The organism is Kitasatospora sp. NPDC127116 (assembly GCF_042677365.1).
Lineage (GTDB): Bacteria > Actinomycetota > Actinomycetes > Streptomycetales > Streptomycetaceae > Kitasatospora > Kitasatospora lactacystinica.
On record NZ_JBHXTL010000074.1, the window covers coordinates 15,036 to 27,616 of the forward strand.

Genomic DNA, 12,581 nt, shown 5'->3' on the forward strand with positions numbered 1-12,581 from the left:
CGCCGGCACCGGAACGACCGCGTGAACCGGGACCTCCCGCGCCCGCCGACCGGGGACCCGAAGCCCGCACCACCGAGAGGAACGAGCACCCCCGTGGGATCCAGCTTCGAGACGGAGGGCTGGGCCGACCGGCAGACCGCGACGCTTCGCGCCGCCGGGTACGAACCCGCCGCCCGGGACGGGGACACCAACCGCTTGGACGACTACCGCGAGGTATTCGGCGACGCCGGCGACGAGATCTGGCACGTGGAACGCGGCCGGGGCGCGATCCACATCAGCGACAACGGGTGCGGGATGACCGGCTGGCTCGTCGTCGTCGGCCCTCGCCGCGGGGAGCTCCGCGACCGGGACGGTGCGGTCGACCCGCCCTTCGATCCGTGCGTCGACGCGCGGGGGAACCGCCACACCTTCGCCACCTGGTACCTCGACTGGCTGGAGCGACGCGAAGCGGCAACCCGGTGAACGGGCGCGGCGACGCGGACCCCGGGCGCGGCGCTTCTCCGCCGCCCGCCCCGGGTCGCCCGCCGCTGGGGCGTCCGGATCGAGCTGCGGGTGCCGGCGCCGGGGGCCGGCCGTCCCGTCAGCCGCCGCGCGTCGCGCTCACAACTGCTGCCCGGTGCGGGGGTCGTAGCGGACCGCGGCGGCCGCCACCTGGTCGGTGGGCATGACCTCGATCCACTGGTCGAAGATCTGGTACGGGTCGTCCGGCCGGCGGAACCCGCCCTCCAGCGGGTCGAACCCCGTCTCGAAGACCTTCTCCGAGGCCAGCGTGTTGTCCACCGCTGTGTTGGCGGCCTGGAGCTTGGCCGCGAGGAGCTGCAGGACGTCGCCGTACGTCTTGTTCTGGTACTCCGGCGGGTCGCCGGCCTGGACGGGGTAGGGCAGGCCGAGCCCCGCCACGCCTTCGACGCCCAGGAGCCAGGCGAGCGCGGCGACCTCCTGTCCGGACCTGACGGGCATGACGGCCTTGGCCCAGGCGGCGTTGAGGAACTCGTTGCGGCGCTCGTCGCCGTCGATCTGGATCAGCCAGCCCAGCGAGCTGCCGAGCGGCGCCGGCTGGGTCTCCTCGGTGATGAGGTAGTCGACCCGCCATTCGGGGGCGGGCGCGCCCGCCGCGCCCGAGGTGCGGTACTCGTCCGCGCGGGAGTACCAGCCGGCCACCGTCTGCCCGGCGAGCGGCAGTTCGACGGTGCCGGCGGGGAGGGGCGGCTGCTTCTCGGGCGGCAGCGGGTAGCGGCCGGCGCTGTTCCGGTCGGGGGCGGGCGGGGCCACCGGGCCGGGCCGCCAGAAGTCCGGGGCGACGAAGTAGAGCATCTCCTCGACGTCGAAGAGCTGGTTGATCTGCTCCGACTCCGCGAACGGGGGGTGGTCCGGGTCCTGGGGGTAGTGACCGTTGTTCTCCAGGCGCCGCAGGATGTCGCGGAACACCACGCGCCGTTCCTCGCTGCGCAGCACCTCCGGCCGGCGTGGGGTCAACGCGCTGACCAGGCGCAGCCGTTCGCGCACCGCCTTGCCGTAGGCCTCGTGCTCCAGCCGGTCGACCGCCGCCTGGTACTCGGCCTGCGCGGCGTCCCGCCGCTTCTGGAGGTCGGCCTTGGCGGCGTCGGTGGGCGTGTAGGTCAGTACGGCGTCGAACGGCATGGACTTGCGGCCCTGCCAGTTGGCGTAGACGAGGCGGATCTTGAGCGTGTTCTTGACCGGATCGGGGTCGGGTACCAGGTCGGTCGAGTCGAGCGGGGCGAAGTCGGCCTGGGCGCCGTGGCGGTCGATCGAGGCGACCCCGGTCAGGCGGTAGCCCGGTGGGGCGGGCGGGAGCGGGAAGTCGAAGCAGAACTGGACGATGTCGTCGTGTCCGGTGGTGCTGCTGTTGATGCCGCGGCAGGCGTTGCCGCTCTCCGGCAGGTAGGTCAGCTTGGCGTCGTCGTCCGGGCCCTGGTCGTGCAGGAACGGCACCTCGAAGTGGAAGGGCACCTGTTTGTCGTCGAGGTCGGGAATGTCCGCGGGCTTGGGGATCGCCGTGAGGTCGGGCGCGTCGACGACGTGGACCATGTCGCCGAGCCCCAGGTCCCGGCCCGGGTCGGGGAGGTAGACCTGCCAGCACAGTCGGGTGCCGATGTGCTGCAGTTGCACGCCGACCTTGCGCATCTTGCGCCGGAACTCGTAGTTGACCAGGTCGGTGGTGCTGGCGTTCTGCAGCACGTAGCGGCGGCTGGAGGTGTCGGTGGTCTCGGTCACCGTCTTGAAGGTCGTCTTGAAGTTGCGCCTGATCTCCGTGTTGACCTTGGAGGTCTGCGTACGGGTGTGCTTGTGGGTCTCCTCCGCCCCCCGCTTGACGGTGTTCTGGGTGGCGAAGCTGGCGCTGACGTCGGCGTGGTAGATCGTGGCGTTCACTCCGCCGGTGGCGCTCACGCCGAGCTTGGTGTCGGTGGAGTTGTCCTCCTTGACGGCGTCGGCCACGTCGTCCTGGTCGGTCTGACTCTCCTCGGTCTTGCGGGTGGTCTCCTCCGCGACCGTGGTCGTCTTCTCGACCAGGGTGCGCCGGGTGCTGGTCTCGACGACCTCGACGGTTCCGCCGGGGCTCACCCAGATGTGCCCGGACGGCGCGCCGAGGAAGGTGTCGAACTCGAAGAAGTACTGGCGGAAGAGGTTCACCAGCCCGACGGGCGTGAGCGGGGCCGTGCCGGAGGCCGACGCGGCGGCGAGGCCGGCGACGTAGTCGGGCGGCGCGCCGGTGGCGGACGCCGGGTCGAGCGTGGACGGGGTGCGGTAGTACTCGGCCAGCGCGGCCAGGGCCGGGTCGCGCAGCACCCGGGCGTTGTCGCCGCGGAAGCTTTCGGAGGCGAGCGCCGCGAACCGGGATCCGGGGTGCACGGCGGCGGCCGCGGTGCCGGCCTGCGAGCCGAGCCATCCGAGCAGGGGCTGGTAGACGCCGAAGACCTCGGTGGCGTACGGGAGGGCCCCTTCGAAGTCGGTGACCGGGCGCCCGGTGAACGTCGGGACGCCGCGGGCGGGCAGGACCATGGTCTGCCCGTCGGCGGCCGCGCCGCTGCCGGCGACGGTGAACACGACCGCGCTCCACGGCGCGCCGCTCGGGGACTTGAACAGGCGCACCGACGCGGTGGCGGTGCGGGCCGGCGCGACGAAGGTGATCGTCACCGTGGTCGGCGAGGTCGCGGTGCGCCCGGCGAAGTTGAGCCCGGTGACCGGGTCGCGCCACAGGAACGTGCCGTCCAGCGCGGTGACGTCCGGGTAGGCGCTGGGGTCTTGCACACTGACGCCGTCCGGCAGGGCGAGGGCCACCCGCAGGCCGGCGGGGATGTCGGCGCCCGTGCCGTCGACGCGGTACGACCAGAGCTTGAAGGCGGTTCCGGACCCCGCCGTGGGGATGGGGGCCGTGCCGAGGAAGGTGACGGCGAATGCCATGGCGGACTCCTGGAGGGCGGGGAGGGTCCCCTTGGTGTCCCACCGCGGTCCGGCTCGCTCACCACGGCCGCGGGCGTGCCGCCCGAAGGATGCACACGTTCGTTCGAACGATGCACGTCCTGTGGCGCCTGCCGCCGGCGCGGGGAACGCCACCGCACCGGCGGACCCGCCCGTACCGGCGGGCTCAGTTCCGCGTGGGCCTGGGCTGGACCACCGGCCCCGCCGCCTTGAAGCGGCGCTGCTCTCCGAACCACTCGGGCGTGGCGTTGGACAGGGCGTGGGACAGCAGGGTGCGCAGGAACCAGCCGTGGCCGTGGCCGTTGTCCCGGGCGCTCTGGTCCCAGCCGGCCGGGTTGTCCAGCGGGGGCTCCAGCCAGTGCCGGAAGAAGGACGGCGGCAGGTGGACCACCCCCACACTGCGGTCGTGGTTGTACGCCTCGACGCCGGTGCCCCTGGGGTGCGCGCCCGGTGTCCTGCGCAGGGCGGCCTTCGCGGACGGGCCGCCCTCCCACTCCACGGTGTCCAGGTTGACGGTGGTGGGGCTCTGCAGCCCCAGGCCGCTGCCGAGCAGCGCCCGCTGATGGTCGTCGTAGGAGGTGTAGACGAAGACGCGGGCGTCGCGGTTGACCCGGCTTTTCCAGAACGACGCCCTCTCCAGCAGTGCCTGGAAGCGCTCCAGACGGGCCTTCGCGTCCCCCACGACGAGGTTCGGGTCGAAGAGGTTGATCTGGGACAGGTGGCGGCGGAAGAACGGCGTGTCCGTCACCGTCCTGATCAGCTTCTCGACGCGGTCGCCGCTGTGGCTGTAGCCGGAGAGCATCACCTGCCCGAACTCGGGGTAGCCGTCCTGGACGGGGCGGCCCGTGATCATCCCGGTGGCGAAGAGGAGCACCTCCTGGACCGCCCGGGTCAGGCCCTGCTCCGTCAGCAGGTCGTCGAAGTTGCCTCCTGCGACGGATGCCACCGGGACGACGTAGAGGACGTTCGGCTCGAACCGGTCCGAGGCCAGCAGGTGCTGGGCGACCGCCCGGAAGTCCGTGCACAGGTAGCGCTCGCCGAGTTTGACGTAGGGCTGCTGGCCCTTGAGTCCGGCGGTGACGCAGCCGCGGTCCTTGCCGTCGATGCCGCAGGTGCCCGTCCAGTAGGTGGTGTCGGCGTAGCAGTCCCGGTCGGTCGGGGGGTGGAAGAGGAAGTGGACGTTGACGTTCTGGGTGGCCTCGGCCTTCAGGTGAAGCGCCGCGGTCCTGGACACCCACATCAGGAACAGCTGCGTGGCCTGGTCCCGCTCCGCGACGAGGACGGTCCCGTGCTCGTCCGCCAGGCCGCCGGCGACGTCCGTGTACTGGAGCATCCGGACGTTGAGGCCGTCCGGTCGGGTGGCGTCCAGGACCCGGCGCCCCGGCACGTCGATCCCGCGGTCGCGGTGCAGCACCAGCGGGAGCAGCAGATCGGTGTCGGCGCTGCGGTCGCTCCGGAGGAGTTTGAGGCCGGGGTCCTGGAGCGACTGGAACCGGCTGAAAACGTCGGTCATCATGGGTCGGCACCTCGTTCGCCGCACGGCCTGGGGCACTCCGGGACTTCCCGGTGCTCCCCGGCACTCCTCGGAGCGGCCATCCTCGTGCACCGCGGCGCCGAGGCCCGCCGCGACGGGCCGGACGCGGGCGCCCTCGGCCGGCCCACCACCCGAACGGAGCGCCCGGAAGCCCTGCCCTGGCCGGATCCCGATGGTCGCGCTCCGGTCTCTCCCCCGCCGGGGCGCGGGCACGACGGGCGGAGTGGGCGGGGCAGGCGGCGTGAAGGCCGGGTGAAGGACCCGTCGGCAGTCGCAGGGGGCGTGGAGCTGCCCTCTTCACGGGAACGGGGACGAACCGTTCCCCCGCCGCACCGCACCGCGGACGGCGCGCCGGCCGGACCCGGCGAGCTTTCGGGGGCGTACGCATGGGGCGAACCGGGCACCGCGGTGGCCCGGCGGGGTGCGGCCGGCGCCGCGGGCCGCAGCGGATTACCGGCCAATGTGACCGGAGCGCCCTCTCGGCGGAGCGGGCCTGAGCACGCGTGTGCGCTCAGGCACGCATGTGGCACCTCTGCGCGACACCGTCGCACTGCGCGCGGCACCGTCGCGCTGCCGGAGGACGGCGGCTCCCGGGGATCGTGTTCCTGCCAAGAGTCGTCGTCGGGCTTCCGGCCCACGTTCCGGCACGGACCCGGTCCGGCGATCCACCGGGCCGACCCCTTCGACACTCCTCGGGAGACCTCCATGTCCGACCACCTGCAGGACGTCCTCGCGCTCGACGACCTCGACCTCGACCTGGGCGAACTGACCGTCACCGCGCTGCGCGACAGCATCGCGCTGCCGGAGGGCGGCGCGTCCACCAACTCCACCTCCTGCAACTCCTCCTCCAACTCCAGCATCGTGCACCCCACGACGACGTGGTTCTGACGCTCCGCGCTGCCGGGCGTCCTGAACGGCGCCGAGCCCTGCCGAGCCCTGCTGAGCCCTGCTGAGCTGTAGCAAGCCCTGCTGAGCGGCGCCGAAGCACCACGGAACCCGGCGCGTTCCACTGCGAACCCGCCGGGTTCCCCCGCCGTCCCACCCGCCCTTCGGAGGTCGCCCGCCGTGCCCGACCCTGCCCCGTCCCGGGCCCCGTCCCCGGCCGCACCGGCGCCCGCGCCCGCGCCGCCCGTCCGCGCCGCCACGTCCACAGTGGCGTCCACTTCGGCGTCCACCGCGGCCTACGCGCTGGTGCGCGCCGCCGTGCTCGCCCGGGCCGCGCAGTCCTCCCCCTCCGCCCTCGCCCGGGACCTGCTGGCGCGGCTCACCGCCACGGAGGCCGCCGACGCCGCCCTGCGCCCCGCGCTCGGCGACGACCTGTACGCCAGCCGGGCCGGACACGACGAGGAGTTCCACCGGCGGATCGTCCTGCCCCTGCGCAGGGACCTCCACAACGGCCGCACGCCCCGCGCCGCACAGCTCGCCCGGCTGGGCGACCTGCCCGCCCGGCTCCCCCCGGCTCGCGCGGTGGCTGGAGCTGCGGGAGCGGCACGCCCGGCTGCTGGCCGAGCTGGCCCGGGCCGTACCGCCGGCGCTCGCGGCGGAACGGGCCGCACTCGCCGCGGTGTGCCGGGAGCCCGCGTTCCGGCGCGCCGTCGCCCTGGGCAGCGCCGACCTGCTGCGCGCGGTGGTCACCGCCTCGGACGTGAGCGCCGGGCGGGGCGGCCGGGCCCACAAGGAGGAGGCCAAGGTGCTGCGCCACGCCCTGCGGGCGACCGGCAAGACCAGCCCCCTGTCCTGGTTCACCGCGGTCGGCTGGGCCTCGGACGGCCCGCGCCCGGCCGATGCGGGGACGGCCCCGCGCGCGGTCGTCCGCGCGAACCGGACCCTGGTCGGGGCGCTGGTCCAGGCCCTGCTCGACGAACCCCGGCGCGGCCGGAGCCTGCCGCACCGGATGACCAGCGCCGCCCGCGTCCACGCCGGACGGGCCCACTACCGGCGCACCCGGGTGGAGTTCGTCGGGGGGCGCTACCTCGCCGCGCGCGAGGAGGAGGTCGAGGTCGGCGCCCGGCCGGAGCTTGCGCTGCTCGCCTCCCTGGCCGCGACCCCCGACCCGCCGGAGCGGCTCGCCGCGCGGCTCGCCGAGGCCCTCGGACGCCCCGGCGAGGACCCGGCGGTACGGCGCTTCGTCGAACAGCTCCTCGCCGCCGGGCTCCTGGTGCCCACCGAACCCGTCGACCCGCAGAGCCCCGATCCGCTGGAACAGCTCGCCGCTTGGCTCCGGGCCTGGCCCGAGGACGCCGGGCTGGCCCGCAGGATCCGCGGACTCGCCGACGACACGGCCGGGTACGCGTCCGCGCCGGCCGAACGCCGACCGGGCCTGCTCGCCGGCCTGAAGGCCGACTGGCGCCGGGTCCTCGCCGACGCCGGCCGCCCCCTGCCCGACCGGACCACGCCGTTCGACGTGCTCAGCGAGGACGTCCACGCGCCCGCCCCGCCGCAGTCCCGACCGGGCGCCGCCGAGCGGGCCGTGCTCGCCGAACTCACGGCGCTGGCCGAGCTGTTCGACCAGGGCCATCTAACCCGCAGGACCGCCCGGGACCGCTTCGTCGCCCGCTACGGCGCCGGCGGCGTCTGCTCCACTCCGTGGGAGTTCGGCGCCGCCATCGACAACGCCTGGGCCGACGTCCCGGTCCCCGACGACATCGCCTCCCTGCGGCGGGAGTTCCTCGACCTGCCCGAGGCGGACGGGGAGGTCGTGCTGCCGGCCGACCGGCTGCGCGCCCTGGCCGCCCGACTGCCCGCCTGGACGGCGGGCCGGCCGCTCAGCTACTCCTGGTTCGTCCAACGCGAGCCGTCCGAGGGCCTGTTGTGCGTCAACCACGTCTACTGCGGCTGGGGTCGCTTCACCAGCCGGTTCCTCGACGCCACCGCGCCGCAGGCCGCCGCCGAGGTCGCCCGGCAGATCCGCGCCGGGCTCGGCGAGGACGCGCGCGCCGCCCAGATCCGCCCGGTGGGCGGCTTCAACGCCAACCTGCACCCGCTCCTGCTCGCCGAGGACATCGGGCCCGACCGCCGGTGGACCGCCCTCGCCGAGGCCGACCTCGACCTCGTGCACGACGTCGCCGGCGACCAGCTCCGGTTCCGGCTGCGCTCCACCGGCGAGCACCTCGACGTCCTCTACCTGGGCTTCCTCTCCCCGATCATGCTGCCGCAGCGGCTGGCGCCCCTCCTCGCCGACCACCCGACCGGCATCGTCGCCTTCCCGTCACTGCTGCCCCGCACGACGCTGCCCGCCCCAGGCGGCACGGTCACCCGCACACCGCGGCTGCGCCACCGGCATGTCGTCCTCGCCCGCCGCCGCTGGCACCTCCCGGCCGGGGTCCTCGACGCCCTGCGCGCCGACCTCGCCGCCGATCCCGGCCCGGACGGCGTCCCCGCCGCCGCCGTCGCCCGATGGCGTGCCCGCCTCGGCCTGCCCGAGCAGCTCTTCCTCCACCCCGTGACCGGGCCCGCCGAGGACGCTCCGGCCGTCGACAGCTTCCTCGACCGGCTCCGAGCACCCAAGCCCCAGCCCGTCGACCTCGGCAACCCGCTCCACCTCCGGCACCTGGGCCGGTGGCTCGCCCGCCACCCGCACGGCGCCCTGCTGGAGGAGGCCCTGCCCCTCGTCGGCGGGCAGTCGGAACCGGCGCGGACGGTCGAACTCGTCCTGGAGACCTACCGCCCGGCGCGGCCAGCTGCCCGCCCCCTGCCCGCACCGCCGGTACCGGTGCCGCACCGAGGAGTCGCCCGATGAGCGAGCCGACGACCGAGCCGACGGGTGAGCCGATGAGCGGTCCGGCCGGCCGCCCCGCGCCCGGGACCGCCCTCGACGTGATCCTCTACCACTACCAGCCCGTCAAGGCGCGCGCCCTGCGCGAGGCCGTCCTGCCGCTCGCGCGCCGGGCGACGGAGCAGGGGCTGCGCGCCCACGTCGAACGGCACTGGCGGTTCGGGCCGCACCTGCGGCTGCGACTGGAGGGGCCGGCCGATCGGGTGGCCGCCGTGGCGGAGGAGTCCGCCCGGGCGCTGCGGACGTGGGCGGCCGCGCACCCGTCCGTCGCCGACCGCACGTGGGAACAGCTGCTCGCCGAGGCCGCCGTCGCCGGGCGGGCCGAGCTGATCGCCCCGCCGTACGGCCCCCTGGTGCCGGACAACACCGTCCGGGTGGCGCCCGTCGACCCGGCCGCGACGGCCGATCTGCACGCGCTTCTCGGGGCCGAACCCGCCGCGCTGCGCGACGAGTTGATGCGCGCCGGGCTGCCCGCGATCACCTCGGCCTGCGCGTTCCTCGGGGAGCACGGCGACACCGCGCAGGCCCGGGTGCGCCTGGTGCTGACGGCACTGGCGGCGCACGCGAGCACCCATCCGGACGGACTGATCGGCGGGCACTACTCCTTCCTCTCCCATCTGGAGGACTTCCTCGTCCACGAGGACCCGGACGGCCGGGTCCGAGCGGCCTTCGATCAGCGCTGGGAGCGCAGCGGCCCCGCCGCCACGGAGCTGGTCCGCCGGGTGGCGGCCGGGGACACCCGGGGCTGGGAGCAGGACTGGGCGCGCTGGTCGGCCACGGCCTGGGACCGGGCCGAGCGGCTGCTGGCGGCCGGGGCCGACCTCTCCGGCCGCGGCGAGGAGTACCGGGCCCGCGCGACCGCCCTCGGCGACCCGGCCACCGCCGAACGCTGGGACTTCGAACTGCGCACCCGCTACAGCGAGTTCCACCGGATGCTGACCCGCAGCGACCCCGACGGCACGCTGTTCGACCGCACCCACTACCTGATCTACCGGACCGGCACCAACGCCCTGTACCGGCTCTTCGCGATCTGCGACGTCCGGCCGGTGGAGCGCTACCTGGCCGCCCACCTCCTCGTGCGCAGCGTCCCCGAACTCACCGGACACCGGTGGCGGGACTACATCGCCCGGGTGATCGCCATGGTCGAGGGACCGGCGTGACGGCCCCTCGACCTCGCAGTCGCCGCCCGCGCCCCGCCGGCGCGCCACCGCGGCTACCACCGCCTCCGCACTCAGCTGTGGTTGACGATGATGAAGATGCCCCAGCCGATCGCGGCGAGGACCACCGCGAAGCACACCACGGCAACGGTCCAGCCGAGCGCCCCGGCGGCGCGGCGGGAGACCCCGGCCCCGTCGATCCCGACCGGTGGGTAGAGGGCGCGCACGCCGATGGCGAACAGTGCGGGCAGACCGGCGCCGGCGAGGAATCCGACCACGACGATCTTCCAGAGCGCGTCCAGATCGATCCAGGAGTTCACGGGGCCACCTCGTCGGTGGCGGGAACGGGCTCCGGGTCCGGGATGACCGACCCGGTCCACGCGGCGTTGACGTTCGCCGGGGTGACCGCCGGGTGGCGGGACGCGACGAAGAAGGCGATCGAGGCCAGCACCAGAACGGCGAAGATGGTCACGACGCCCCCGGTGCCGCCGATCCCGTCGGCGACCCAGTAGGCGAGCGCCCCGACCAGTGCCGCCGCCGGGAGGGTGAGCACCCAGGCCACCACCATGCGGCGGGCGATGTTCCACCGTACGACCGCGCCCTTCTTGCCGACTCCCGATCCGAGGATCGACCCGGTGGCGACGTGGGTGGTGGAGAGCGAGTAGCCGAAGTCCGTGGAGGAGAGGATGACCGCGGCCGAGGCCGACTCACTGGCCATCCCCTGCGGCGGTTCGATCTCCACCAGCCCCTTGCCCAGCGCCCTGATGACCCGCCAGCCGCCGATGTAGGTGCCCAGCGCGATGGCCGTGGCGCAGGAGGCGATCACCCAGTCCGGCGCCTTCGCCCCGGCGCTCAGGGTGCCGCTGGCGATCAGGGCCAGCGTGATGACGCCCATGGTCTTCTGGGCGTCGTTGGTGCCGTGGGCGAGCGAGACCATGCAGGCCGACCCGACCTGACCGCTCCGGAAGCCCCGCGTGCGCGGGCCCTCGGAGACGTCGCGGGTGACGCGGTAGACGAGGTAGGTGCCGAGTGCGGCGACCGAGCCCGCGATGAACGGCGACAGGGCGGCCGGCACGATCACCTTGGCGACCAGGCCCTGCCACTTGACGGCGGAGGCCCCGGCCGCCGCCATGGTCGCCCCGACCACGCCGCCGATCAGCGCGTGCGAGGAACTCGACGGGATCCCGACGTACCAGGTCGTCAGGTTCCACAGGATGCTGCCCGTCAGGCCCGCCATGACCACGGTCAGCGTCACGTCCTGGCTCTGCACCAGACCGCTGGCGATCGTCGCGGCGACCGCGGTCGACAGGAAGGCGCCCACCAGGTTCAGCACCGCCGAGACGCCGACCGCGACACGCGGCGGGAGGGCGCCGGTGACGATCGAAGTCGCCATGGCGTTGCCGGTGTCGTGAAACCCGTTGGTGAAGTCGAAACCGAGCGCGGTGACCACCACCAGCGCCAGAACCACGTCATTGCCGGTCACGCGTCCGAACCTAACCCGCCGACCGCCGCCGCCCCGGTCCCCCGCCACCCGTACGGGGCCGGGCGGTGGAGGACACCATCCGATCGGACCAGCACGCCGTGGAGCCGGAGCGGAGCGCACAGGACAGAACCACTACTCGGTCAATAATTGAGTGTCGCCGACCACTTTGGGACTGGTAGCGTCCCGGACGTGGCAAAGCTGAACCAGATCATCGCCGTTGAAAAGGGCGTCAAGTCCAAGTCCTTCCAGGAGCTGACGCAGGCCCACCAGGACCTGCAGAAGCCCGCGCTGCTGGCCGGGATCTCCCGCACCTACCAGCCCAAGGACGAGGAGGGCGAGCAGCTGCCGCCGGAGTCGACCCGTGTGCAGCTGAAGGCCGAGGACATCCTGCGGACCACCGCACAGACCCTCACCCGGCTCTTCGACGTGACGGCCACCAAGGACTGGGCCAACATCGGTGCCAGCGCCGACGTGGTGGTCGACGGCCAGGTGCTCCTCGCCCGGGTGCCGGTGCCGTACCTGCTCTTCCTGGAGAAGCAGCTCACCGACCTGTTCACCTTCGTGAAGAAGCTCCCGGTGCTGGACGCCTCCGAGTCCTGGAACCTCGACCCGTCCACCGACGCCTGGAAGACCGAGCCGGTGCGCACCATCCGGACCAAGAAGGTGCCGCGCAACCACGTCAAGGCCGAGGCCACCGAGAAGCACCCGGCCCAGGTCGAGGTCTACTACGAGGACATCGCGGTCGGCTACTGGACCACGGTCAAGTTCTCCGGCGCGCTGCCGGCCCGCCGGGTGAACGAGCTCGCCGAGCGGGTGGAGAAGCTCCAGCAGGCAGTCAAGTTCGCCCGTGAGGAGGCCAACGCGGTCGAGGTCACCGACCAGCGGGTCGGCGACGCCGTCTTCGGCTACCTCTTCCGGTAGCCCCATGATCGCCCGCCCGGGGAGCCGGGCGGGTGCACCGAGCGCGTCGAACACCCTGTCCGGGAGACCGGGCGGGTGCGCTGCACGGTGCGAAAAGCTGACACTGACGTTGAAGCTGACCAGAGGTCCCAGTGGAGGTTCGAGTCCTCCCCCCGGCACCACCGGCCGGGGTAGCCCAAGCAGGCAGAGGCAGACCCCTTGAATCTCAGACTCTCGCTCCAGTCTCAGCATTCGCCGCCGAACACCGGATCGACCGGGTGCGGACGAATA

The 12,581-nt window shown here is 73.7% G+C and carries 9 protein-coding genes; 5 read left to right on the forward strand and 4 right to left on the reverse strand.

Translation table 11 applies throughout. The annotated features are described in order from the left end of the window. The first annotated feature begins 93 nt into the window (after positions 1-93). Positions 94-462 carry a hypothetical protein gene (locus tag ACFVHV_RS26875; protein ID WP_380354145.1) on the forward strand — a complete coding sequence of 123 codons (369 nt, stop codon included), beginning with the start codon at positions 94-96 and terminating at the stop codon, positions 460-462. Between the two features lie 138 nt (positions 463-600). Here ACFVHV_RS26875 and ACFVHV_RS26880 read toward each other — a convergent pair whose 3' ends face one another. Continuing rightward, entirely contained in the window at positions 601-3,423 is a 2,823-nt protein-coding gene (locus tag ACFVHV_RS26880; protein WP_380354148.1) for a hypothetical protein, read from the reverse strand. 184 nt (positions 3,424-3,607) lie between these two features. Beyond that, positions 3,608-4,957, reverse strand: a complete 1,350-nt coding sequence (locus ACFVHV_RS26885) for a hypothetical protein (RefSeq protein ID WP_359908196.1) — start codon at positions 4,955-4,957, stop codon at positions 3,608-3,610. Positions 4,958-5,680: 723 nt separating this feature from the next. Here ACFVHV_RS26885 and ACFVHV_RS26890 point away from each other — a divergent pair. The 3 genes from ACFVHV_RS26890 (at position 5,681) to ACFVHV_RS26900 (ending at position 9,910) form a co-directional block, all read left to right on the forward strand. Next, positions 5,681-5,863 (forward strand): thiazolylpeptide-type bacteriocin, encoded by a 183-nt coding sequence (locus ACFVHV_RS26890; RefSeq protein ID WP_359908198.1) that lies wholly within the window; start codon positions 5,681-5,683, stop codon positions 5,861-5,863. Between the two features lie 676 nt (positions 5,864-6,539). After that, complete coding sequence (locus ACFVHV_RS26895) at positions 6,540-8,714, forward strand: lantibiotic dehydratase (RefSeq protein ID WP_380354152.1); 2,175 nt, start codon at positions 6,540-6,542, stop codon at positions 8,712-8,714. Further along, a complete protein-coding gene (locus ACFVHV_RS26900) occupies positions 8,711-9,910 on the forward strand; it encodes a lantibiotic dehydratase C-terminal domain-containing protein (protein WP_380354155.1) in 1,200 nt (399 codons plus the stop codon). The genes ACFVHV_RS26895 and ACFVHV_RS26900 overlap by 4 nt, the downstream gene beginning before the upstream one ends. A 71-nt stretch (positions 9,911-9,981) precedes the next feature. Here the strand turns inward: ACFVHV_RS26900 and ACFVHV_RS26905 are convergent, their stop codons facing one another. Both ACFVHV_RS26905 and ACFVHV_RS26910 read right to left on the reverse strand, forming a co-directional pair. Further along, entirely contained in the window at positions 9,982-10,227 is a 246-nt protein-coding gene (locus ACFVHV_RS26905) for a hypothetical protein (RefSeq protein WP_359908206.1), read from the reverse strand. Further along, positions 10,224-11,390: an inorganic phosphate transporter gene (locus ACFVHV_RS26910; RefSeq protein WP_359908209.1), complete on the reverse strand. Its 1,167-nt coding sequence runs from the start codon at positions 11,388-11,390 to the stop codon at positions 10,224-10,226. The genes ACFVHV_RS26905 and ACFVHV_RS26910 overlap by 4 nt, the downstream gene beginning before the upstream one ends. 189 nt (positions 11,391-11,579) lie before the next feature. Here ACFVHV_RS26910 and ACFVHV_RS26915 point away from each other — a divergent pair, with 189 nt between their 5' ends. Further along, on the forward strand, positions 11,580-12,311 hold the full coding sequence (locus ACFVHV_RS26915) for a hypothetical protein (RefSeq protein WP_380354158.1): 732 nt from the start codon (positions 11,580-11,582) through the stop codon (positions 12,309-12,311). The last annotated feature ends 270 nt before the right edge of the window (positions 12,312-12,581 follow it).

Coding starts and splice junctions, on each gene's coding strand:
- ACFVHV_RS26880 (WP_380354148.1), bottom strand. CDS start 3,423: ATGGCATTCGCCGTCACCTTCCTCGGCACGGCCCCCATCCCCACGGCG.
- ACFVHV_RS26885 (WP_359908196.1), bottom strand. CDS start 4,957: ATGATGACCGACGTTTTCAGCCGGTTCCAGTCGCTCCAGGACCCCGGC.
- ACFVHV_RS26890 (WP_359908198.1), top strand. CDS start 5,681: ATGTCCGACCACCTGCAGGACGTCCTCGCGCTCGACGACCTCGACCTC.
- ACFVHV_RS26900 (WP_380354155.1), top strand. CDS start 8,711: ATGAGCGAGCCGACGACCGAGCCGACGGGTGAGCCGATGAGCGGTCCG.